Genomic DNA, 21,929 nt, shown 5'->3' with positions numbered 1-21,929 from the left:
GCGTCATGCCGCCGGAACGGCTCCGCATGGACCAGCGTCCCCGTCATCCATGGCTCGTACTCAGGGTGCCTGATGGCCGGGAAGGCACCGTCCGGGATTCGCAGGGACGGCTCTCGGAAGCCCGGGCCACCACCGGACGCGAAGCCGAAACGCGAGCAACAGCCCGGATCACCCTCCAGGAGGACGAGGGGAACAGCTCGCCCGCCGAGAATCCCCGGTCCGTGTCGGACCAGGAACGGCCGAAGGCCCACGGCGGGGCCCGGGACCTCGTCACACACGGTCAGGGGAGTTCGCGGTATTCAGTGACGTAGTAGTCGGCCTCGTCGTCGACGGCGTTCTTCCGCCAGTCGATGTGGACCTCGGTGGGGTGGCCGTCTGCGGCGAATACCGTGTGCGCGACTTCGGCGTGATCTGCGCGCGCCTCCTGGACCTGGGTGAGGAGACCGCCCAGGGTCGGGACGTTGTGTGGATTGTCCTTGACGGTACGCCGCGCCGACTCGTCGAGGCCGATCGCCTTGACGACCTTGCCGTTCTCCACCGTGATCCGGTAGTCCCCGAGGTCACCCCGTTCTCCGGACTCGGAGAGAAGCCGGAAGGAGTACCGGTCCGGTTCGGACCATCGGACCGGCTCTACCTGGGGAGCCCCTTCGGCGGTCGGTGCCGGCCCTGTCCCGCAGCCGACCGCGGCGAGGACAAGCCCAGCGGACGCGACGAGCAGGTGCGTGCGGATTCTCGTCATGCAGGGGCCTCTCCGTAGCTCAGTCGGCCCTTCGACGGTGTCACCGTTGATTCGGTTCCAGCCCCGGAGCGGGCACGACGGTCGGTCCAGGCCGCCCGGAGACATTCCGATGCCCGAGCCGGCGGACACCACCGGCCGTCCGGGACGCGGCGGGTCATTCGCCGTCGCCGGAAGGGCGCGGATCCTCCATGCGGGCGAGCCAGGTGGTGAGCAGCGTTTCGAGCGCCTCGGCCTCGGTGGGCGTCAGCAGATCCAGCAGCCGGCGTTCGTTGCGCATGTGGTCGGTGAAGGCGCGGTCGATCAGCTCGCGTCCGGCGCAGGTGAGGGCGACGATCCGGCCGCGCTGGTCGTCGCCGGAACGGCGGCGGGTGACGAGTCCGGCCTGTTCGAGACGGTCGACTCTCTTCGTGATCGCGCCGGTGGTGACCATGGTGTACGCGGCGAGTTCACCGGGTGCCCTTGCGTAGGGCTCGCCGGCGCGGCGCAGTGCGCACAGGACGTCGAACTCTCCCTCGCCGAGACCGTAGCGGCCGTAGACGAGACAGAGCTCCTCGGTGAGCCGGTCGGCCAGGCGGTGCAGCCGGCCGATCACTCCTTGCGGGGTGACGTCGACGTCGGGCCGTTCGCGGCGCCAGTCGGCCTGGATGCGGGCCACGCGGTCCAGCGGTTGCGGATCGTCCATGGACACCATACTAGCTTCCATGGAAGCTATATTGCCTTCCATGGAAACTAATCTTCGCTGGGTGGCACTGACCGCGGTCGCTCCGGTGGCCTGGGGTACCAACTACTTCGTCACCCGCGAGTTCCTGCCGGCCGACCGCCCGCTCTTCGGGGCCGCCCTGCGGGCACTGCCCGCCGGCCTCGCCCTGCTGGCCCTGTGCCGGCAGCGGCCACACGGCGCCTGGTGGTGGCGGTCCGCCCTGCTCGGGCTGCTCAACGTGAGCGTGTTCTTCGTGCTCGTCTACGCCGCCTCCCAGCTGCTGCCGACGAGCGTCGCCTCGACCGTCATGGCGGTGTCCCCGCTGGCGATGATGCTCATCGCCTGGGCCCTGGTCTCCGAGCGGCCCGGCATCTCACACCTGGCCGGCGCCGCGATCGGGCTCGGCGGAGTCTGTCTCATGCTGCTCACGGGGGTGGGAGGGATGAGCGTGCCCGGGATCCTCGCCTCGGCCGCCGCCATGCTCGTGTCGGCCTTCGGCCACATCCTGGCCAAGCGGTGGAGCGCCAGTGCCGACGTGCTCGCCTCGACCGCCTGGCAGCTCACCGCCGGAGGCCTGTTCCTGCTGCCGGTCGCCGCGGTTGCGGAGGGCCCTCCGCCCGCGCTCCACACACCGGCACTCCTGGCCTTCGGCTACGTCGCCCTGGTCTCCACCGCTCTGGCCTTCACCGCCTGGTTCACCGGGTTGCGGCACCTGCCCGCGGGAACAGTGGGACTGATCGGACTGCTCAACCCCGTCACGGGTGTACTGCTCGGCACAGCGGTCGCCGGGGAAGTGCTGACGGTCCAGCAACTGTGCGGGCTGGTACTCGTCCTGGTCGGAGTCGTCCTGGGCCGGCCCACGCGCGCGGGTCGACGCGGCAGCGGTCAGGCGCCTCCCCGACCGGACGATCGGCATGACGCGGGCGGCCACCGCTCGCAGCGGTGGCCGCCCTCAGCGCCGTACTGCCACAGAGGCTAGGCGCAGGTGTTGGCGAACGTCTCGCGGGTCACGACGTCCGTCGTGGCGGCCGTGGTGTCCAGCCAGACGACGCGTCGGCCGTCACCGAGGGACGGGGCCAGTTGCGAGCCGGAGGAGCAGGAGACGCGGCTGAAGTCGTTCAGGCCGGCCAGCACGTCGGAGGTCTTGGCGACCTTCACCTTGGTGGGGCCGTCCCAGGAGCCGAGGGCGCCCCAGATGCTGTACGTCGAGTACGCCAGGTAGTTGTCGTTCACGGAGAACTGGGCGGCGTAGAGGCTCGACGGGTAGCGCAGGTTCGCCATCTGGGTCACGTCGTTGACCGGCGCCGAGCCCAGCGTGGTGCTCGGGATCAGGAAGCCGTTCGTCACACGGTAGAAGACACGGTCCGAGGTGAGCTGGATGTCCGAGATGTAGTTGAACAGGAAGCCGCCGATCCGCTTGTTCTGCGTGGTGCCGGTGGCGATGTCGTAGAGGTAGAGGTACGTGCCGTCGCCGCCGGCCCAGGCGATGGTGCCGTTCTTCATGGCGAGGTGGGAGGCCTGGGTGCCGGGCTCGGGCGTCACGTTGACCGTGGTGCCGTCGGCCTTGCGGAGCATGACGTCCTGCTCGCCGTCGGAGGTGGTGCGGATGTAGGCGAGGGCGCCGTTCTCGGTGACCGGCTCGGTCTCGTCCACGCCCGGCTCGTCGACCAGCTTCTTGATCTCACCCTGACCCTTGTCGCCGGACTGGTAGATGCCGACGCCGTCGGCGGCGATCCGGGTGAAGACGACGCGGTCGCTGTCGAGGGACGGGTCGAGCAGGTAGGTGTCCTTCTGGGCCAGCTCGTGCTGCGGGTGCTTGGAGAAGCGGCCCACGGTGATGCCGAACGCGGCGCCGCCCTGGTCCCAGGCGATGGCGTCGCCGTGGCTGATGGCGTAGACGTCGCCCTTGATCTGGGCGGCCTGCTCGTCGACGCCGCCGTAGACCTCGTAGGCGGGCAGGACGTTGGCGCCGATGGTGGTGGCGTCGTGCGTGCCGCCCTTGCGCTCCCAGCCCTGCTCGATGCCGTGGGTGTCGAAGGCCTTGTCGATCGCGGCGAGGTCGGCCGTGGAGACCTTCATGGACTTGGCGGCGAGGGTGACCGCGTTGCGCATGTCGGTGAAGCCGGACAGCGGGGTGAGGTAGTTCTCCGCGGCCCGGTAGATGATCTGGTCCGCGAGCTTGGTGTCGATGTTCTTGCGGATGTCCCACAGCGCGCCGCCGACGATGGTGGAGTTGGAGTGCACTCCCCCGTTGTCGATGTCGAGCGTGATGGGCAGGAAGTCCTTCTGCGCGTTGCGGCCGTCGTTCAGGTCGCGCAGGGCGCAGTCCGCGAGCGGCTTGGTGCCGTTGCAGAGGTACTCGCCGACGAGGCCGGACGTGGGGTCGCTCATGGCGATGCCCTTGTCGGCGGTCTCCATGGCATTGCCGAAGTAGTCGGAGATGGCCTCGTTGAGGGCTCCCGACTGGTTGAGGTAGACGAGTCCGGCGGCGTGCTCGGTCACGCCGTGCGTCATCTCGTGGCCGACCACGTCCAGGCCCACCGACAGCGGCACGCCGTTCATGTGGCCGTACACCATCTTGGAGCCGTCCCAGAAGGCGTTGGCGTAGTCCGAGCCGTTGCTGGCGACGTTGACGACCGAGTGGATGCTGCCGCCCTTGCCGTCGACGCCGTCGCGGCCGAGCTGGTTCTTGAGGTATTCGTAGACCTTGGCGGCGTTGACGTGGGCGTCGACCGCGCCGGAGGTGGTGTTCGCGCCGTCGAAGCGGCCGGTGGAGGACTTCACCAGCGGGACGTCGTCGGTGACCGGGCCACCCGCGACGAGCGTGTAGTTCTTGCGCTGCGCGTCGTAGGTGCGTATCTGGCCGCCGGTCCGCGCGTACATGTCGCGGGTGGAGTCGGCCAGGGTGTACGAGCCGTCCGCCTCCTGGTTGGCGTTCAGCTGCACCTCGCTGCCGTCCACGCGCACGCCCGTCGCCGTCACGGGCGCGGCGTCGGCCGCGTCGATGTTGTTGTACGACAGGGTGATGCCGCCGACGTTCGCGTCGACATACACCTCCTGGCGCACCGGGCTGCCGTCAGCCCTGGCGCCGGTCACGGTGAAGTGCCAGGTCAGCGTGCCGCCATGGGAGTTGGGCAGGACGACGAGGCCGTGCTCGGCGGTCTTGGCGCCCCGGACGGTGCCCAGGCGCGAGTCCAGCGAGAACATCCGCTGCCTGGCGGTGGCCTCGGTGACCTTCGGGGTGGTGGAGACGGTGAGGCCGGTGTACAGCGTGCCGGTGGCGGAGAGGACCTTCTGGCCGCCGTCGGCCGGCTCGGTCTGCACCGCGTACTCGGCGCCGAAGACCGGCACCCCGTCGTGCTTCTGCCGGAAGCGGACCGTGGACTGCTTGCCGACCTTGGTGGTCTTCAGGGTCTGCAGGTCGGAGACCGGGACCCTGTACTTGTCCTGATGGGCCTTGAGGTGCGCGCGGGCCGCCTCGGCGGGCGTCCCCTTGCGGGTGGCCTTGTCCAGGCCCTCGGTCATGGCCGGCGCCACCGGTACCCGGCCGGCGGTGACGTTCGCGGGCTGCGGTGCCCCGTCCTCGGCCCAGGCCGGTGTGACCAGCAGCGACGCTCCGGTGGCCGCGACGACCACTCCGGTGGCCAGAGCCCGGCGGAGACCTCTTGTCCTCATGGGGAACACGGGAACCTCTCCATCTTGCACGGATACGTGAAATCGCACCTGTACGCGGGGTGCACGGTCCCACGCGTTCGGTGAGCTCGATGGTTCGGTACGGCCCGTTCCGCGTACAAGGGATCAGCCCCGACGCAAATATGCCGTGGCGCAAACGCGCCTCAACCGTGGTGGGATTCCAATGGATTCGCGGGTGTCTCGTCCAGCCAGCCGGACCGGGCGGCGTGCCAGCCCAGTTGGAAGCGGGTGGCGGCGCCGACCTCCACCATGAGGGCGTGCAGGCGGCGTTGGACGGTACGGTGGCCCATGCCGAGCTGGCGGGCGATGGCCGCGTCGGTGAGGCCGACGTGCAACAGGGCGACGATCTGCCGGTCGACGGCGTCGAGCAGGGACTTGCCGGGACCCTCCGGGCCGGGGCCGGTGCCGGAGGCGCGCAGGCGCCAGCCCTTCTCGAAGTACTCGTCGAAGAGCGAACCGAGCGCGGTGAGCAGCCCGGTGCGGTGCACGACGAGCGCCACGGGTTCGCCCTCGCGCTCCGGGTCGAGGGGCAGCAGGGCGATGCGCCTGTCGACGATGATCAGCTTGACGGGCACCTTGTCGGCGACGACGATGTGCTGGCCCTCGGCCACGTAGGAGGCCAACACGGAAGCGGTTTCGGGACTTTCGAGCCAGTCACGCTCGATGACGCTGCGCATGACGACCCCGCGCCGGGCCATCTCGTGCTCGACCTCGTTGTGGTTGTCCTCGAAGGTGAGGACCGCGGGCACCCGTCGCAGCGGCAGCATGGTGCACACCTCGCCGACGGCCTGGCCCTGCATCAGCAGGAGTCTGCGCCGGATCGCCGCGGCACCCGACAGCACCTCGATGGGCGCGCCCGTGGCATGGGCCTGGGCGGAGCGGTGCCGCTCGGCGAGGTCGGCGACGAGGGCTCGACGCGGTGCAGGGCGGTGCGGCGGGATTCGAGGAGCGGGCCGAGGGCGAGCACCGGCGAGGCGGCGCGGTAGCGCGGGGGGCTCTCGTCGGTGCGGTCGGCGTTGGCCAGGCCGCGCTCGACCAGGATGTCGAGGGCGCGCGCCACCTCGGCGGGCCGCCCCGTCGACAGGTCTGCCAGCGCGTCGGGATCACTGTCGGGCCGGTCGACGAGGAGCCGGTAGACGGCGCTCTCCCGGGGGCTCAGGCCGAGTTGGGTGAGCAGGGACGCGTCCGTGGGGTCCGGTCCGGCAAAGGCGCCGCCCGGCGGATGTACGCCGTCGTTCCTCAACGCCCGTCCCTTGTCGGGGCGTTCCCGGAACTCGCCGCACGAGGGCGGTCCGCTCCGGCCGGCATCCCGTCGGCGATTCCAGCGAACGCCCTGCCTGGTTCCTTGCCCGCCACCACCGTGTCCCGCCCCACCCCTGTTGTCCTGCTTCGTCGTTGACGGTGGTCAGGGTATCCACCCGGACCGGGCAGCCCGCCGCCCGGCTGGGTCGCACAGGAGCAGGACCGTGAAACGGCCGACACCACACAGAGAACACACCGACGACCGCCGGGTGCGGAACGTCCGTTCCGCACCCGGCGGTGCCGTCCGCCGTCCCGGCCGCGGCCGGCCCGGCACAGCCCCCGCCCCCGGATCCGGCTGCTTCTTACGCGACCGCGTCCATCGCCCGGGTGTCCACGATCGACTCGTAGGCGACCGGCGCCGACGTCAGTCCGGCGTCGTGCAGGATCCCTGTCCACCGGTCGCAGGCGTCACGGTCCACCCGGACCGTGGCCCAGGTCCCGTTCTCCACCAGTTCCGCGGTGACCTCGGCGAGGACCTTGGGGTCCGCTCCGGGCCACTCGCTGCTGAACAGCGAACCCAGGTCGCCGGCTTCCCCGGTACGCAGCAGACCCATGGCCCGGTCGATCGACCGGACGAACGGGATGAGCTTCGGGGTGAGTTCCTCCAGACGTTCCCGCAGGACGTAGTAGACGCTGTTCGGCATCCGTCCGCCGCGCTCCGCGTGCCGGTAGACGATGTGGCCCTGACCGGCGTGCTCCAGTTCGGTGGCGGTGCCGAGGTCGGCGATGAACGCGTCGCCCAGCCCGCCGAGGAACAGCTCACGCAGCATCTGCGTGGACAGGTCGTGCGCGAAGCGCGTCCGCCACGGATCGAGCCCGGCCTCACGCATCAGTCCTCGGGTGAACTCCGCCGGCGCGGTGCCTCCCTGCCCCGGCGCGAGAACGGTCTTGCCGGTGAGCCAGGACAGCTCGAAGCCCGCGATCGGTTCCCGGGTCACGATGCTCATCGGGAAGCGGTCGTTCAGCTGGCAGACCGCCACGAAGTCACGGCCGTTGCCCGCGTACATCGCCGGCACCCACAGGCCGCCGAGCGCGACGTCCGCGGTGCCGTCCGCGAGGTCGTGCATGACACCGTCCCACGGGCTGCGCGGCTGGGAGGGGACCTTCAGCCCGTGGTCGGCGAAGATGCCGTGCTCGCGGGCGACGTACTCGGGCAGGTAGTTGGAGCCGTGGGCGGTCGCGCTGACGTTCAGGATTTCCACTGATTCGCTCCGTGTTGGTTGTTGGTGTGCGGGGAGTGGCGGGCCGAACTACGCGGTGACCCGGTACGGTTCGACACTGGTGCGGCAGGTGAGGTTCTCGAAGCCGTCGTTCGTCACGACGTAGAGGTCACCGAGGTTGGAGCCGGCGACGAGCGGGTCGACCCACTGCGCGTGGAGGACGAAGACCATCCCCGGTTCCATCCGGTCGGTGTTGTGGGACGCCACGTTGTACTGCGGCAGCTTCGGCATCCCGATGGCGTGACCGAGGTTCGGGTTGTGCGGCCCCGGAGCCGCGGGATAGACGTGCATCAGCCGGCGGCCCTGGGCCTCCCAGTCCGCGTCCGGCACGTATTCGCGCCGCACGCGCCGGGGGGAACCGTCCGGCATGGCCTCCCAGTTGAACGGCATCGTCCTGGTCTCCTTGGAGGCCAGGTAGCCGCGCTCGACGTAGGCGTCGAACGCCGCGTCGTGCAGGTCGCTGAACCTGACGCCCGGCTTGATGAGTTGCTCGGCACGGCGAACGGCGTCGACCGTCATCTCGAGCACTTCCTCCTGCTTCGCCGTGGCGGAGCCGATCACCATCATCCGGGCGGCCTGGGCGCAGTAGCCGAGATAGGTGACGTTGGAGATGTAGAGGTTGAGCAGGTCTCCGTTCTGTACGACGTGGCCGTAGGGCTTTCCGCAGTGCGTCCCGTACCGGTTGACGCCGATCTGGTAGCCGTCGCCGGTCTCCCCGCCTCTGGCCATCTGCGCGTAGGAGAAGGCCGCGTAGACCTCGTAGTCGGTGACGCCCGGGCGGGTGACGTGGCAGGCGGCCTCGTAACCGATGTCGATCAGCTGGCCGGCCGACCTGATGATCGCGATCTCGGCGGCCGAGCGGACGCGCTGCATCCTGAGCACGATGTCGGTCGCGTCCTGGAAGCCGGTCGTCGGCATGGCCTCGCCGAGCGCGGTCCAGAAGGTCCGTGCGGTGTCGTCGCCCACGGTGCCGATCCGGCCGCCCTCGGCTCCGAGACGGCGGAGGACCGCGGCGCAGGCCTCCACCGTCTTGCCGAGGGGCGAACCGGGCCGGTTGACGCTCTCGCGGCCGAACGGTGAGATCTGCCAGATCTCACCCACCAGCAGCGGTTCGCCACCCGGCGGTACGACGGCCGACTCCGTCCAGAACGACAGCAGTTCGAGCGGCTGGTCGGCGTCGGTCGGTATGACCAGCACTCCCTCGCGCATCCAGTCGCAGATGTAGCGCAGGAACGGGTTGGACGTGTGGTACCAGCCCACCAGGCTGCTGTGCACCAAAGTCGCGTCGTATCCGGCGACAGTGGCGTCCCGCCGGATCCGTTCGATGCGGTCGGCGTACTCGCCTTCGGTGATCTGCTCGGCCGGTTCGAACTCGAAGCTGGGTTCGAAGTCGCGCAGGAGCGACTCCATGCGACGGTAGTCGACCGGGACGCTGTACTGTCTCATCTCTTTCCTCCCTTGTTGTGGCTCCAACGGCGTCGAGCGCGGTGGGCTCACATGGGTCAGACCTGGCTGCGGTTGATCTGCTCCAGCGACAGCCGGTACGTCTCCGGTGCGAACCGGGCCGAGATCGCCAGCACGACGTACATCGAGGCGAGCATCAGGAAGACGCCGGACATGCCGTAGGCGTGGAGGACCGGAACCGCGATCAGGGGCATCACCGCGCCGGAGACGTTGCCGATGCCGTTGACGATCGAGGTGCCCAGTGCGCGGACCTCGGTCGGGTAGACCTCGGGCGACCAGGCCGCGAGCGTGCTGTTGAGCAGCAGCGCGAAGAACTGGAAGGTGGCCCCGAGGATCAGGATCAGCGCGACGCCCTTCGCGAAGAGCGCGAACGCCACGGCTGCCGCGCAGCCGAGTACGGCGGCCCCGATGACCGTGGTCCGCCGGCCGAGCCGCTGCGCGAAGTAGGCCGCGGCACAGGCACCGAGCAGGCTGCCGAAGTTCATCGTCATCGTGAACGCCAGGCTGTCGCTGATGCTGTAGCCCTGGGAGACCAGGATCGTGGGCATCAGCACGAGCAGGGTGATCTGGCCGCCGAAGGACATCCAGGACGCGGCCCCGATCGCGGCGGTGCGCTTCAGCGAGGTGCTGGAGAGCAACGACTTGAGCGGCACCGACTCGCCGACGACGTCCGGGACGTCCGCCTCGGTGAGGTACGGCGTCGGAGGGCCCTGCGGCGTGCGGGTCAGCCGGCCCGAGGCCATGACGGTCAGGGCCGCGTTGGCCTCGTCCACTCGGCCCTTCGACAGCAGGAACCGCGGGGACTCGGGCATGTATCTGCGGATGAAGACGACCAGCAGCGCGGGCACGGCGAGAAGCACGTAGAGCCAGCGCCAGCTCATCGAGGTGCCGCCGAGCGTGTCGTTGAGGGGGCCGAGGACGACCAGGAAGAGGCCGAAGGCGACGAAGTTGCCCACGCCGCCGGAGCCGATGTTCAGCGACGCGGCCACCGTGCCCCGGTACTTCGTGGAGACCATCTCGGCCACGAGCGCCAGGCCGACGGTGAACTCGCCACCGAGTCCGATCCCCACGATGAACCGTGACACCTCGAGCAGGAACTGGTTCGGCGCCGCGGCGCTGAGGAGTCCGCCGAGGGTGTACAGCAACAGGTTGAACGAGAGCGCGTACCGCCGGCCCTTGCGGTCGGCGAGGTATCCGGTGCCGAGCCGGCCGACGAGACCGCCGATGATCATGATGGTGTTCAGGAACGCCAGATCGGACGTGTCCATCCCGAAACTGGCCTTGAGGCCTTCGGTGATCGCCCCGGTGGTGTCCTGCTCCAGCGCGTCGAAGAACATCCCGGCGAGGACCATGATCACCACTGCCCAGTGGGCGCGGGTCCAGCCGATGCGTTCCATCACCGCGGAGAGGCCCCCCTGCGAGGGTGCCGTGGTGTCGTAGCTTTCCATGCTCATGTGAGGCTCCGTGAAGGTCGGGCCAAACCCCGGCGCGGTGTGGATCACGGCGTCGGGATGATGAGGGCTAGCAGCGTTCTGATCGACGTGTTCGCGATGAGGGGCTTCGGCGGGTGGTCCGCGGTCGGCGTGACCGCCCTGAGGTGCCGTAGCGTCCGGACGCCAGGACAGTTGTCCTGCCTGTGCGTTTGTGTGGAACCGATGTGGTGGGGCTGGTGGGGTGGAGCTGAAGTGGTGGTTCGTCGGGCCGGAGGCCTACCTCCTGGCGACGCCCTCCGCGCGGGCCGCCCCGGCGACCGCCGCGGTGACCGCCGGCGCGACCCGCTCGTCGAACGGCGACGGGATCACCTTGTCCGCGCTCAGTTCGTCGGCCACGACCGCGGCCAGCGCCTCGGCTGCCGCCAGCTTCATCCCCTCGGTGATCCGCGAGGCGCGCACCTGAAGGGCGCCCGCGAAGATGCCCGGGAAGGCCAGCACGTTGTTGATCTGGTTCGGGAAGTCGCTGCGGCCGGTGGCCACCACGGCGGCGTACCGGTGCGCCACAGCCGGGTGGATCTCCGGGTCCGGGTTGGCCATGGCGAAGATCAGGCAGTCCTTCGCCATCGACGCGACCGCGGGCTCGGGCACGGTGCCGCCCGAGACGCCGATGAAGACATCGGCGCCCTTGAGTGCGTTCGCCAGGGGGCCGGACAGTCCCGCCTTGTTGGTGAGACCCGCCATCTCGCGCTTGACGTCGGTCAGGTCCTCGCGGTCGTGGCCGATGATGCCCTTGCGGTCGCACACCGCGACATCGCCGATGCCGGCCTCGACCAGGATCTTGGCGATGGCGACTCCTGCCGCGCCCGCACCGGAGATCACGGCTCGCAGCTCGCCGAGCGAACGCCCCGTCAGCTTCGCCGCGTTGCGGAGTGCGGCGAGCGTGACGACCGCCGTGCCGTGCTGGTCGTCGTGAAAGATCGGAATGTCCAGGCGTTCCTGAAGCCTGCGCTCGATCTCGAAGCAGCGGGGGGCGGAGATGTCCTCCAGGTTCACCCCGCCGAAGGACGGCGCGAGCCGGGCGACGGTCTCGACGATCTCGTCGGCCTCCCGGCAGTCCAGCGCGATGGGCACCGCGTTCACCCCGCCGAACTGCCTGAAGAGGATGGACTTGCCCTCCATCACTGGCAGCGAAGCCTCCGGCCCGATGTCGCCGAGCCCGAGCACCGCGCTGCCGTCCGTGACCACCGCCACCACTTGGGACTTCCAGGTGTAATCGTGGACGAGCTCGGGCTGTTCCGCGATCGCGGAGCACACCTTGGCCACGCCCGGTGTGTAGGCCAGGGACAGGTCGTCCTTGTCCCGCACCGGCACGGTCGGTTCGACGGCCATCTTTCCGCCGCGGTGCAACGCGAGGGCCGCATCGATGAGTTGTGCTTCGCTCCCTGCGACGTCGCCGTCGTTGAGAGGATTCACGGTATCCGCTGACACTGTTTTCTGCTCCTTTGTCGCAGTCGTCATGGCGACATTCCGCCGTGGGTCCCCTGACGACTCGGGTTGTGGTGCGATGTGGTTGGCGGTGACGCCTGACGTCGAGGTGGCCTCGGGAGACGGGCCGCTCGGCCGCGGTGGAGGCCTGGAGAAACCCGCTGGTGACCGCCGGCCGGTCAGGGGTCCGCGGCACGGCCCGGTCAGTGGTGGTGACGGCCGTGCGGGATCAGCGAGTTGTACTGGCCGCAGTGTGGGTGGGTGATGCCTCGCGGCGTCCGTTCGCCATGCGTGTGGTCTCATGGCGGCGGGCGGGCCGCCGCCATGAGATCCGTTCACCGGGTCGGGCGGCGTTGATCCGTCCCCCCGGACCGCCGCCCGGCCCATGCGGGTCGGTGCCCGCTGGGTCCGCCCCGGGTCAGGGCAGGTGTACTCCGGTGCCGATGCCGTGGCGTCCGGCGCGGCGCCGTTGAGGACCGCCTCGCAGATGCCGGTGCCGCTTGAAACCGATCGAGCCCAGCGCCCGGCCGACCGCCGAACCCGCTGGAGACGAACCGTCGTCCACCACATCAACCGCCGCAGCGCCGGCCGAGTTGGCGGACATGTCGCCGGTGTCCGGGTTGACAGGATCCGATCTGTGCATAGGAGCCGACCTCCTTCAGAGGACGCTCAGGCCTCGGAGAGGAGCCGAGGCATGGGACAACCCGGGGGGCGTGAGGGGTCGGGCTGTGACGAGGCCCACTACCGGGCCTCTGGTGACATAATTAGCAGTCATCTGATGACTTCGAGAAGGGGTGGGAGGGAGAAAATTGAGCGGGCCTCTCCGGTCGACGCTGTCAGCGGGTAGCCACAGGAACAGATCACCGGTGGACACTGACCCGCCGGCCGGCGACTTCCCTCCTGGAGCGAGCCGACCGAACGGCCCGACGACGCCCACGACGGCGAGATCCTCGAAGTCCGCCGCGGCCTGGACGCCCTCGCCACCGGACTCACACCGCTCCGTTTGGTATCCCATTCTGCTTTTTTGGTATACAGAAAGGTATGCGGCCCACACCGACCCCCATCCCCGTTCCTCAGCCACAGCTTCCCGACCCCCGGCGCTGGTGGGCGCTGTGCGTCCTCGGACTAGCGCAGTTGATGATCCTGCTGGACAGCACCATCGTGAACGTGGCGCTGCCGTCCATGCAGAGGCAGTTGGGGATGGCGGACGGGGACCGGCCGTGGGTGGTCACCTCGTACACCGTCGCGTTCGGCGGGCTGCTCCTGCTCGCCGGGCGCATCGCCGACCACGCGGGGCGCAAGCGGGTGTTCATGTCGGGGCTGCTGGGCTTCGCGCTGGCCTCGGCCGCCGGAGGCGTCGCGCCCACCGCTCAGGTCCTGTTCGCCGCTCGGGCCGTGCAAGGCGCCTTCGCGGCCCTGCTCGCCGCCTCGGCGCTCGCCCTGGTCGCCACCACCTTCACCGACCCGCGTGAGCGTCGTAAGGCCATCGCCGTCTTCGGCGCTCTCGGCGGCGCCGGAGGCTCCCTCGGAGTGGTGCTCGGCGGGCTGCTCACCCAGTGGGCGGGCTGGCGCTGGTGCCTGCTGGTCAATGTGCCCATCGCCCTTCTGGCGCTGCTCGGCAGCATATGGACACCCCGCGACCGGGCGCGGCGCCCGTCCGGACGTGTGGATGTCGCCGGGGCCGTACTGGGCTGTGGCGGGCTGACGACCGTGGTGTACGGCTGCAGCCGGGCCGAGGCCCAGGGCTGGACCTCGCCGTCCGTGCTCGGGGCACTGGCCGGGGGAATGGCGCTGCTCATGGCGTTCGCCTGGTGGCAGACCCGTGCCGCCACCCCGCTGCTGCCGCCGCGGCTGCTGCGCGACCGCCGCCGCGTCGCCGCGCTGCTGGCCGGTGGCGCCCTGATGATGGCGCAGCTGTCCGTCTCGCTCTTCCTCACCTACTACTTGCAGACCGTGCTGGACTGGTCCGCGATGGCGAGCGGACTGGGCTTCCTGCCGATCAGCGTCGTCACCACCGCGACCGCCACCCAGCTCGGCACGCGCCTGCTGCCCAGGCTCGGCCCCCGCGTCATGATGACGGCGGGCCTTTCCCTCGCCGCCTGCGGGCTGTTCCAGTTCACGCTGCTGACGCCGGACTCCAGTTACGCCGCGAACGTCCTCCCCGCGCTGGTCACGTTCAGCGTCGGCAACGGCGGCAGCTTCCTGGCCATCATGACCAGCGCCACCGCCGACGTGCCGGCCCAGGACTCGGGGATCGCCTCGGCCTCGGTCAACTCCGCTCAGCAGATGGGGGGTTCCATCGGCTCGGCCGCCTTCAACACCGTGGCCGCCAGTGCCGCCGCGGCGTTTCACGGCGGCACACGGGCCGCTGCGGTGCACGGCTTCACCACGGCGATCTGGGTTCCCCTGGCCGTGCTGCTGCTGGCGGCCGCCGCTACGGCCACCCTGGCGGGCACCAGGTCGTCCCGCCGCACGAGGCCGGGCGCGCCGACCGAGGTTCCCGCCACGTAAGGCAGGCCACGCCGACCGAGATTCCCACCGCACGCCGACCGAGGTTCCCGCCACGTAAGGCAGGCCACGCCGACCGAGATTCCCACCGCACGCCGACCGAGGTTCCCGCCGCGTAAGGCCGGGCACACCGACCGAGATTCCCGCCGCACGCCGACCGAGGTTCCCGCCGCGTAAGGCCGGGCACGTCGCCCCCGGCTCTCCGTCGCGTGAGAGCGTCGGGCCGTCGAGCCGTTCGGGACGAGGCTCAGCGTCCCGCGCCGCGGCTCCGCCACCACGCGCCCGCCCAGCAGGCGCCCACAAGAGCGGTGGCGGCGGCGAGAACCGCGTACGCGACCGTGTAGGAACTCACGGTGACGACCGCTCCCGCGGCGAAGGCGCCGAGCCCGGTACCGGCGTCGAAGCCGACGTTCCAGGCGACGCTGACGGAGGAGCGGGCCCGCTCTCCGGCGGCGGCGAAGGCCTGCACCAGCGTCAGGTTCTGCAGGCCGCCGTAGGCGACGCCCACGACGAGCATGCCGGCCACGACCAGAACCGGCCCGGCCGCACCGGCCCGGCCTGCCGTGCCCGCGCCGATCACGGCGAGCCCGGCAGCGCCGGCGATCAGCAGCGGGGCGATCGCCGGGGCGGCGCCCCTGCGGTCCGCGACGTGTCCGAACCCCCATCGGCTCAGCGCGGCCGTAGCGGTGAACGCCAGGAGCGCGAGGTAGACGGCGACCGGGTCGGACAGCAGGCGGGGGGTGAAGGTGAGGATGGCGCCGCCGGCCGCGGTGATGGCGAGCAGCGCCGCGATCGGACCGATCAGGACGCGGCGCAGCCGGCTCGTGTCCCGCGCTTCGGCGGGGGCGGTGGATATGTCGCCGCTGTCGTGCAGGGCGCGAGCCACGCGCGGTGCCAGCGGGATGGCGAGCAGCGGCACGGCCGCGCACGTGAACACCAGCCAGAATCCGACGCGTTCGGCCAGCCAGGGCGCGACCGGGATGAGCAGGCACTGAGGGGCCGCGATGGCGAGCCCGTAGGCGCCGACCGCCCGGCCGCGGCGGGCGGGTTCGACGAGCGCGGCCACTCCGGTGGCACCGCACACGGTGAGGATCCCGAACCCGAGGCCCCGCACCGCCGCGAGGCCCATGACGGCTGCCGCCTGGCTGGTGGCCAGATGCCCGAGGGCGGGGAGTCCGAGCAGGCACGAGCCGAGGGCCAGTGACCTCTGCCAGCCGAGGCGTTGGAGGATCCGCCCGACCAGCAGCTGGGCGATCACCGTGAAGAGCATCAGCACGGTGTTGACCAGGCCCGCGCCCAGTTCGTCCGCCCCGCCCTCGAGGGCCCACAAGGGGGCGACCGGCATCAGCAACGCCAGGCCGGCGAAGCCCAGCGCCGTCGAGGCCAGCAGGGGTCGCATCCCCGGCACGCGCCACACCGGTACCTCTTCCCGGCAGGCGGGACCGTCACCTTGTTGCTTCAACATTCCGTAGATGGTAGGCCGTTCGCACTGCCGTTCACGCTGCCTCCCCTTGTCAGGACGCCCGGTCGATCTCCTTCACGATCTCCTGGTAGCCGCGCCGTGCCGCGAGGTCGCGGGGCAGGACTCCCTGTTTGTCGGGGATCGACGGGTCCGCGCCCGCCGCGAGGAGCAGCCTGACCACCGTGACGTGGTCCCGGGAGCCGTTTCCGAGCACGATCGCTTCGTGCAGGGCGGTCCACGACAGGTTGTTGACGTGGTTGACGGGCACACCGGCCGCCAGCAGGATCCGGACGGTCTCGACGTGTCCGTGTTCGCTGGCGGGGATCAGAGCGGTCCCGCCGTAGCGATTGGTGCTGCGCACGTCCGCACCGTGCTCGAGGGTGAGTTTGAGGATCTCGTCGAGTCCCTCCGCGCCGGCGTACAGGAAGGCGGAGTCCTGGATCTTGTCCTTCGCGTTGGGATCCGCGCCGGACTCCAGCAGCAGGCGGGCCACCTTGACGTGGTTGGCCTTGGTGGCCACGACAAGCGGCGTCCGTCCCTGGCCGTCGCGCGCTTCGAGGTTCGCGCCGGCCCTGATGGCCCTGGCCGCGGAGCTCGTGTTGTTGTCTCCCACTGCCGCGAGGAGCTGCGCGGTCGCTTCCTCACTGCTCACGGTGCTGGGTGACCGGCTCGTCGCCGGGGCCGGCGCCGGAGGCGTCGAGGTACTGCTCGGCGGCACGGAGTCCGTTGTCGCCGAGCAGGCGGCAAGGGTCAGCGCCGCGGCGCCCGCCGCCAGCGCCCGGGCCGTCCACCGGCCGGCCGAGGAGATCTTGTCGCGTGGAGTGTCGGCCATGTGCGGGCCCTCCGTTTCCTTTGCCAATGGGACAGCGGTCCCCGCACACGGCCCGTCGCCGGCCGGGGAACCGCTGCGGCCGCAGGATCGGCCCCCGTCACACGTAGACGATGCCGGCGTCGACGTCCGCGCGGATCTCGGTGCCGACCTTGCGGGCCAGCAGGTCGTCGAGCCGGTCCAACGGCCCGATGAGGGCACGTCCGCCGGCCCTCGCGACGTGGATCGCGGCGTCGATCTTGGGCTGCATCGACCCCTCGGCGAAGGGGAGTTGGGAAATGGCTTCGGCGGACGCGGTCTTGATGTCCCGCTGCTGCGGGGTGCCCCAGTTCTCGCTGACGTAGTCACCGTCCGTCAGCATGACGAGGGTGTCGGCCTCCAGTTCGGCGGCCAGCGCCGCGCTGGCGAGGTCCTTGTCGACCACGGCCTGCATGCCGATCTCGCGGCCCTTGCCGTCGATCCTCACCGGCACCCCACCGCCGCCGACGCAGACCACGAGCCGCTGGTTCTCCAACAGCAGGCGCACGACCGGCGCCTGGACCACCCGGAGCGGGTTGGGCGAGGGCACGACACGGCGGAAGGAACCGCCGTCACGCGCGATCGTCCACCGGTACTCCGCGGCCGCCTCGGCAGCGTCCTGGGCCGAGTAGGTCGGGCCGATGAGCTTGGTCGGCCGCTCGAAAGCCGGGTCTTCCTCGTCGACCACCGTCGTGGTGAGCACGGCCGCCACCTCGCGCTCGCCGGCGAGCGCGTTGGACAGTTCCTGCTGGATGACATAGCCGATCATGCCCTGCGTCTCCGCCCCCAGGATGTCCAGGGGGTAGGCGGCGACGTCCTGGTAGGCCAGGTTCTGCAGCGCGAGCAGGCCGACCTGCGGCCCGTTCCCGTGTGTGATGACGACCTCGTGCTCGCGGGCGAGGCCCGCCAGGGCCTCGCAGGTCGACTTCACATTGGTGCGCAGCCGGTCGGCCGTCATCGGCTCTCCACGACGCGCCAGGGCGTTCCCACCCAGTGCCACGACGACTCGCATGCTCGTTCCCCTCTCCTTGACTCGCTGGGCGGACAACATGCCCAACGTTCCACAGCAAGACCAGATGGTATACCTTTTTGGCGACAGGGTTCCTCGGCTGGAAACGCCCGCACGATGGGGAGAGGTCATGACATCGCCCGCTCTGCCGACCTCGGCTCCGGCGCTCTCCATCGACGAAGAGCTGGCCGCGCGTCTGCGGCCCGGCCCCCTCACAGCACGCGTGGAGTCCATCTTCGGTCGCGCCGTAAACCTGCTGACCTGCGACAATGAACTCATCACGCTATGCGCGCGCATTCTCGACGACGCACCCTGGAGCATCCGTGTCGACCTCGCGGAGTGGTCGGCCTGGCGCCTCACCGTGGGCGACCACGTCACACTGACCGCCGATGCGATCACCTTCGGGGAGCCGGCGAAACACTCCGTGACACTCAACGAGTCCGACACATGGTATGCCGAATCGATCGTGCTGGGACTCGGTACGCAGGAGCTGCTCGCCCGGGCACGGGTGCTGGCGGAGCTGCTGCACGCGCACGGAGTGGCCGGGGGCATGCTCACCCCGCGAGGACCGGTGAACGTCTTCGACACCGAGATCGGCGCCCGGCTGCGCCGGGGACGCAACGCGCTGGAACGGGCCGTGCGGGCCGGAGACCTCCCGGGCATGGCGTCGGCGATCACGCAGCTGCTCGGCCTCGGGCCGGGGCTCACCCCGGCCGGTGACGACTTCCTGACCGGGATGGCTCTGCCGGCGGCCCAGCCGGGCAGCCGTCTGTCCGCGTACGTCGAGGCCGTCCGCGGTGTGCTGGACCGTCACCCGGACCGTACGACGCCGCTGAGCCGCATCACACTGCGCGAGGCCCTCCGGGGGCGTGCCCGCCAGAGCCTGCTCGACCTTCTGCACCGTCTCCTCGTCCCGGACGGACGGGACGCCGCGCAGCAGGCCGAGCACCTTCGAGTCCCGGTCTGCCGTGTGCTCGGCATCGGCCACACCTCCGGGACCGACCTCCTGTCCGGCCTGCTGACCGGACTCCGCCTGGAAGCAGAACTGAGAGGTTCCATGTGAACGTCACAGCAGTGGTCAAGAAGAACACCTATTTCGACTCGGTGTCCCTGATGTCGATCTCGACGAAGGCGAACCAGTTCGAGGGCGTCGACCAGGCCTTCGTCGCGATGGCCACCGAGATGAACAAGGGAGTGCTGAAGAACCTCGACCTCCTCACGCCGGAGGTCGAGGGGGCGGGCAACGGCGACCTCATGATCGTCATCGTGACGGCCGACGGCGTCGACGCCGACACCGTCATCGCCGGGGTCGAGGAGCTCCTGGTGCGCAAGGCGCCGGCCGGCGGCGAGGCGAAGATCGTCCACCGCACCATCGCCTCCGCGGCCCAGGCGGACCCGACGGCGAACCTCGCGGTCATCGCCGTCAACGGCGCGTACGCGGCCCGCGAGGCCCGCAAGGCGCTGGAGAACGACCTGCACGTCCTGATGTTCAGCGACAACGTCGCACTCGCCGACGAGATCGCGCTGAAGACGCTCGCCCATGACAAGGGCCTGCTGATGATGGGTCCGGACTGCGGAACCGCGATCATCAACAACGTCGGTCTCTGCTTCGCCAACGCGGTCCGTCCCGGATCGATCGGCATCGTCGCGGCCTCCGGCACCGGCTCGCAGGAAGTCAGCGTGCGCGTCCACGCCCTCGGCGGCGGAGTCTCGCAGCTCATCGGCACCGGCGGACGCGATCTGAGCGCCGAGGTCGGTGGCGTCATGATGATCGACGGCATCCGCGCCCTGGCCGCCGACCCGCGGACGGAGGCGATCCTGCTCGTCTCCAAGCCGCCCGCCCCGGAGGTCGAGCGGAAGGTCCTCGCCGAGATCGCCACCGCGGGCAAGCCCGTCGTCGTGTACTTCATCGGCGGATCCGAGCAGGCCGTCACCGAGGCCGGCGGACACTTCGCCGCGAGCAGCCAGGACGCCGCCGTCCAGGCCGTACGCCTGACCAGCGACCCGGAGTCGGCCGTTCCGGGTCTCGACGCCGACCGCGTCGAGGCCGTGCGCGCCCAGCTGAACGCAGAACAGCGCCACGTCCGCGGGCTGTTCTGCGGCGGCACCCTGTGCGACGAGTCGATGTACGCGCTGCTCGACGCCGGGGAGGAGGTCTGGAGCAACATCCAGAAGGACCCCGCCCACGTCCTGCACGCCGCGGACGCCAGCCGGGGCCACACCTTCCTCGACTTCGGTGACGACGAGTTCACCAACGGCCGTCCGCACCCGATGATCGACCCGTCCCCGCGGCTGGAGCGCCTGGTGCGGGAGGCGCAGGACCCGACGGTCGGCGTCATCGTCATGGACTTCGTCCTCGGGTTCGGCGCGCACGAGGACCCGGTCGGGGTCACGCTGCCGGCGATCGCCGAGGCGAAGAGCATCGCCGCCGCGACCGGACGTCATCTGGAGATCGTCGGCTACGTCCTCGGTACCGACCTCGACAAGCCGTCGCTGGCCGAGCAGGTCGCCGCGCTCGAGTCCGCGGGGGTCACCGTCACCCGCAGCAGCACCGAAACCGGGCAGTACGCCCGCGCCATCGTCCGGGAGGGAACCCGCGCATGACCAGCCCCACCACCCAGCTCTTCGACGGCGAGCTGAACGTCGTCAACGTCGGCCTGGCGATGTTCGACGACGACATCTCCGCCCAGGGCGCGAAGGTCACCACCCTCGACTGGACGCCCCCGGGCGGCGGCGACCCCGAGGTGATCGCCGCGCTCGACCTTCTGGCCCGGCCGGACATCGCCGCGCGGATCGAGGCGGCCAACGCCGAGGCGATCGAGCGGATCACCAGCGCCAAGCCCATGCTGGTGGGCTTCGGCCGGGCGATCGACGTCGTCCCCGGCATGACCCCGACCACGATCATCCATGCCGGACCGCCCATCACCTGGGAGCGGATGTCCGGCCCGATGAAGGGCGCCGTGCTCGGCGCGATCGTCTTCGAGGGCCTCGCCGCCGACCTCGCCGAGGCCGAGAAGGTCGCCGCCTCCGGCGCCATCACCTTCTCGCCGTGCCACGAGCACGACTGCGTGGGTTCCATGGCGGGGGTCACCTCGGCGTCGATGTACATGCACATCCTGCACAACGAGACGCACGGCAACTACGCCTACACCAACCTGTCCGAGCAGATGGCGAAGATCCTTCGCATGGGCGCCAACGACCAGAGCGTCATCGACCGGCTGGTCTGGATGCGGGACGTCCTCGGTCCCATGCTGAAGGAGGCCATGGAGATCGGCGGACCGATCGACCTGCGCCTGCTGCTGGCCCAGGCGCTGCACATGGGCGACGAGGCGCACAACCGCAACATCGCGGGCACCCTGCTGCTCCTGCAGGCGCTCGCCCCCTCGCTGCTGCAGACGGGTTTCACGACCGAGCAGAAGAAGGAGGTCTTCGACTTCATCGCCAGCTCCGACTACTTCTCCGGGCCGACCTGGCTGGCCATGGCCAAGGCGGCGCTGGACGCCGCGCACGGCATCGAGGGCTCGACGATCGTGACGACGATGGCCCGCAACGGTGTCGAGTTCGGGATCCGGGTCAGCGGGCTGCCGGGCAACCACTGGCTGACCGGCCCGGCGCAGAAGGTCATCGGCCCCATGTTCGCCGGCTACAAGCCCGAGGACTCCGGGCTCGACATCGGTGACAGCGCCATCAGTGAGACGTACGGCTTCGGCGGCTTCGCCATGGCCGCGGCGCCCGCGATCGTGGCGCTCGTGGGCGGCACCGTCGAGGAGGCCGTCGCCTACACGCGGGACATGGGCGAGATCACCACCGCGCAGAACCCGAACATCACGATCCCCTCGCTCGGCTTCCAGGGCCTGCCGACCGGGATCGACGTCCGCAAGGTGCTCGACACCGGCATCCTGCCCGTCATCAACACCGCCATCGCGCACAAGGAGCCGGGCATCGGCATGATCGGCGCCGGGATCACCTACCCGCCCGCCGAGGTCTTCGAGAAGGCGGCTCTCGCCCTCGCCGAGAAGCTCGCCTGACCCCGCGGCGGACCGCCCCGGACCGCCCGGCGGTCACCG

18 protein-coding genes are annotated in these 21,929 nt (G+C 70.3%); 5 read left to right on the top strand and 13 right to left on the bottom strand.

The window, feature by feature from the left end; genetic code table 11:
* Positions 1-280: 280 nt before the first annotated feature.
* Positions 281-739, bottom strand: coding sequence for a DUF6174 domain-containing protein (locus tag TNCT6_RS33350; RefSeq protein WP_141365057.1), 459 nt, complete (start codon positions 737-739; stop codon positions 281-283).
* A gap of 154 nt (positions 740-893) precedes the next feature.
* Complete coding sequence (locus TNCT6_RS33345; protein ID WP_141365055.1) at positions 894-1,421, bottom strand: MarR family winged helix-turn-helix transcriptional regulator; 528 nt, start codon at positions 1,419-1,421, stop codon at positions 894-896.
* Positions 1,422-1,461: 40 nt separating this feature from the next.
* On the opposite strand from TNCT6_RS33345, the gene TNCT6_RS33340 reads away from it, so the two are divergent.
* Positions 1,462-2,418, top strand: coding sequence for an EamA family transporter (locus TNCT6_RS33340; RefSeq protein WP_172633134.1), 957 nt, complete (start codon positions 1,462-1,464; stop codon positions 2,416-2,418).
* On the opposite strand, the gene TNCT6_RS33335 is transcribed toward TNCT6_RS33340, so the two are convergent.
* The 8 genes from TNCT6_RS33335 to TNCT6_RS33300 all read right to left on the bottom strand — a co-directional run bounded on the left by TNCT6_RS33335 (position 2,415) and on the right by TNCT6_RS33300 (position 12,679).
* On the bottom strand, positions 2,415-5,114 hold the full coding sequence (locus TNCT6_RS33335; RefSeq protein ID WP_141365051.1) for a M4 family metallopeptidase: 2,700 nt from the start codon (positions 5,112-5,114) through the stop codon (positions 2,415-2,417). The two genes, TNCT6_RS33340 and TNCT6_RS33335, sit on opposite strands and share 4 nt — an antisense overlap.
* A gap of 161 nt (positions 5,115-5,275) precedes the next feature.
* Entirely contained in the window at positions 5,276-5,932 is a 657-nt protein-coding gene (locus tag TNCT6_RS33330) for a helix-turn-helix domain-containing protein (RefSeq protein WP_141365049.1), read from the bottom strand.
* Positions 5,932-6,375, bottom strand: a complete 444-nt coding sequence (locus tag TNCT6_RS33325) for a TrmB family transcriptional regulator (RefSeq protein ID WP_141365047.1) — start codon at positions 6,373-6,375, stop codon at positions 5,932-5,934. Before TNCT6_RS33325 ends, TNCT6_RS33330 begins: the two co-directional genes overlap by 1 nt.
* 361 nt (positions 6,376-6,736) lie before the next feature.
* Positions 6,737-7,636 carry an ABC transporter substrate-binding protein gene (locus TNCT6_RS33320; protein ID WP_141365045.1) on the bottom strand — a complete coding sequence of 300 codons (900 nt, stop codon included), beginning with the start codon at positions 7,634-7,636 and terminating at the stop codon, positions 6,737-6,739.
* 48 nt (positions 7,637-7,684) lie between these two features.
* On the bottom strand, positions 7,685-9,100 hold the full coding sequence (locus tag TNCT6_RS33315; protein WP_141365043.1) for a Xaa-Pro peptidase family protein: 1,416 nt from the start codon (positions 9,098-9,100) through the stop codon (positions 7,685-7,687).
* A 56-nt stretch (positions 9,101-9,156) separates the two neighbouring features.
* Positions 9,157-10,572 carry an MFS transporter gene (locus TNCT6_RS33310; protein WP_216372824.1) on the bottom strand — a complete coding sequence of 472 codons (1,416 nt, stop codon included), beginning with the start codon at positions 10,570-10,572 and terminating at the stop codon, positions 9,157-9,159.
* A 255-nt stretch (positions 10,573-10,827) separates the two neighbouring features.
* The gene (locus tag TNCT6_RS33305) at positions 10,828-12,039 is read right to left on the bottom strand and encodes an NADP-dependent malic enzyme (protein WP_141365041.1); all 1,212 of its coding nucleotides are present in this window, start codon (positions 12,037-12,039) and stop codon (positions 10,828-10,830) included.
* A 415-nt stretch (positions 12,040-12,454) separates the two neighbouring features.
* On the bottom strand, positions 12,455-12,679 hold the full coding sequence (locus TNCT6_RS33300) for a hypothetical protein (RefSeq protein WP_141365039.1): 225 nt from the start codon (positions 12,677-12,679) through the stop codon (positions 12,455-12,457).
* A gap of 398 nt (positions 12,680-13,077) precedes the next feature.
* Between TNCT6_RS33300 and TNCT6_RS33295 the strand changes: the two genes are divergently transcribed.
* On the top strand, positions 13,078-14,547 hold the full coding sequence (locus TNCT6_RS33295) for an MFS transporter (RefSeq protein WP_141365037.1): 1,470 nt from the start codon (positions 13,078-13,080) through the stop codon (positions 14,545-14,547).
* A gap of 244 nt (positions 14,548-14,791) precedes the next feature.
* On the opposite strand, the gene TNCT6_RS33290 is transcribed toward TNCT6_RS33295, so the two are convergent.
* The 3 genes from TNCT6_RS33290 to TNCT6_RS33280 all read right to left on the bottom strand — a co-directional run bounded on the left by TNCT6_RS33290 (position 14,792) and on the right by TNCT6_RS33280 (position 17,865).
* Positions 14,792-16,009 carry an MFS transporter gene (locus TNCT6_RS33290; protein ID WP_216372823.1) on the bottom strand — a complete coding sequence of 406 codons (1,218 nt, stop codon included), beginning with the start codon at positions 16,007-16,009 and terminating at the stop codon, positions 14,792-14,794.
* A gap of 49 nt (positions 16,010-16,058) precedes the next feature.
* Positions 16,059-16,838, bottom strand: a complete 780-nt coding sequence (locus tag TNCT6_RS33285; protein WP_141365035.1) for an ankyrin repeat domain-containing protein — start codon at positions 16,836-16,838, stop codon at positions 16,059-16,061.
* Between the two features lie 97 nt (positions 16,839-16,935).
* Entirely contained in the window at positions 16,936-17,865 is a 930-nt protein-coding gene (locus TNCT6_RS33280) for a carbamate kinase (RefSeq protein ID WP_141365033.1), read from the bottom strand.
* 127 nt (positions 17,866-17,992) lie between these two features.
* Between TNCT6_RS33280 and TNCT6_RS33275 the strand changes: the two genes are divergently transcribed.
* From TNCT6_RS33275 to TNCT6_RS33265, 3 genes are read left to right on the top strand one after another with little or no spacing between them, the layout of a single operon-like run.
* The gene (locus tag TNCT6_RS33275) at positions 17,993-18,925 is read left to right on the top strand and encodes a DUF2877 domain-containing protein (RefSeq protein ID WP_172633133.1); all 933 of its coding nucleotides are present in this window, start codon (positions 17,993-17,995) and stop codon (positions 18,923-18,925) included.
* Positions 18,922-20,466 (top strand): acyl-CoA synthetase FdrA, encoded by a 1,545-nt coding sequence (gene fdrA, locus TNCT6_RS33270; RefSeq protein WP_141365029.1) that lies wholly within the window; start codon positions 18,922-18,924, stop codon positions 20,464-20,466. The genes TNCT6_RS33275 and fdrA overlap by 4 nt, the downstream gene beginning before the upstream one ends.
* On the top strand, positions 20,463-21,890 hold the full coding sequence (locus TNCT6_RS33265) for a DUF1116 domain-containing protein (RefSeq protein WP_141365027.1): 1,428 nt from the start codon (positions 20,463-20,465) through the stop codon (positions 21,888-21,890). The genes fdrA and TNCT6_RS33265 overlap by 4 nt, the downstream gene beginning before the upstream one ends.
* Positions 21,891-21,929 lie beyond the last annotated feature (39 nt).

This window comes from Streptomyces sp. 6-11-2, from assembly GCF_006540305.1.
Taxonomy (GTDB): domain Bacteria; phylum Actinomycetota; class Actinomycetes; order Streptomycetales; family Streptomycetaceae; genus Streptomyces.
Note: the sequence above shows the minus strand (reverse complement) of the source record. Positions and strands in the feature narration are given on the sequence as shown.

What these genes read in the sequence shown, in the direction of transcription:
- TNCT6_RS33350 (WP_141365057.1), bottom strand. Translation starts at nt 739, where the DNA reads ATGACGAGAATCCGCACGCACCTGCTCGTCGCGTCCGCTGGGCTTGTC.
- TNCT6_RS33345 (WP_141365055.1), bottom strand. Translation starts at nt 1,421, where the DNA reads ATGGACGATCCGCAACCGCTGGACCGCGTGGCCCGCATCCAGGCCGAC.
- TNCT6_RS33340 (WP_172633134.1), top strand. Translation starts at nt 1,462, where the DNA reads ATGGAAACTAATCTTCGCTGGGTGGCACTGACCGCGGTCGCTCCGGTG.
- TNCT6_RS33335 (WP_141365051.1), bottom strand. Translation starts at nt 5,114, where the DNA reads ATGAGGACAAGAGGTCTCCGCCGGGCTCTGGCCACCGGAGTGGTCGTC.
- TNCT6_RS33330 (WP_141365049.1), bottom strand. Translation starts at nt 5,932, where the DNA reads ATGCAGGGCCAGGCCGTCGGCGAGGTGTGCACCATGCTGCCGCTGCGA.
- TNCT6_RS33315 (WP_141365043.1), bottom strand. Translation starts at nt 9,100, where the DNA reads ATGAGACAGTACAGCGTCCCGGTCGACTACCGTCGCATGGAGTCGCTC.
- TNCT6_RS33310 (WP_216372824.1), bottom strand. Translation starts at nt 10,572, where the DNA reads ATGAGCATGGAAAGCTACGACACCACGGCACCCTCGCAGGGGGGCCTC.
- TNCT6_RS33300 (WP_141365039.1), bottom strand. Translation starts at nt 12,679, where the DNA reads ATGCACAGATCGGATCCTGTCAACCCGGACACCGGCGACATGTCCGCC.
- TNCT6_RS33295 (WP_141365037.1), top strand. Translation starts at nt 13,078, where the DNA reads ATGCGGCCCACACCGACCCCCATCCCCGTTCCTCAGCCACAGCTTCCC.
- TNCT6_RS33290 (WP_216372823.1), bottom strand. Translation starts at nt 16,009, where the DNA reads ATGTTGAAGCAACAAGGTGACGGTCCCGCCTGCCGGGAAGAGGTACCG.
- TNCT6_RS33285 (WP_141365035.1), bottom strand. Translation starts at nt 16,838, where the DNA reads ATGGCCGACACTCCACGCGACAAGATCTCCTCGGCCGGCCGGTGGACG.
- TNCT6_RS33280 (WP_141365033.1), bottom strand. Translation starts at nt 17,865, where the DNA reads ATGCGAGTCGTCGTGGCACTGGGTGGGAACGCCCTGGCGCGTCGTGGA.
- TNCT6_RS33275 (WP_172633133.1), top strand. Translation starts at nt 17,993, where the DNA reads ATGACATCGCCCGCTCTGCCGACCTCGGCTCCGGCGCTCTCCATCGAC.
- TNCT6_RS33265 (WP_141365027.1), top strand. Translation starts at nt 20,463, where the DNA reads ATGACCAGCCCCACCACCCAGCTCTTCGACGGCGAGCTGAACGTCGTC.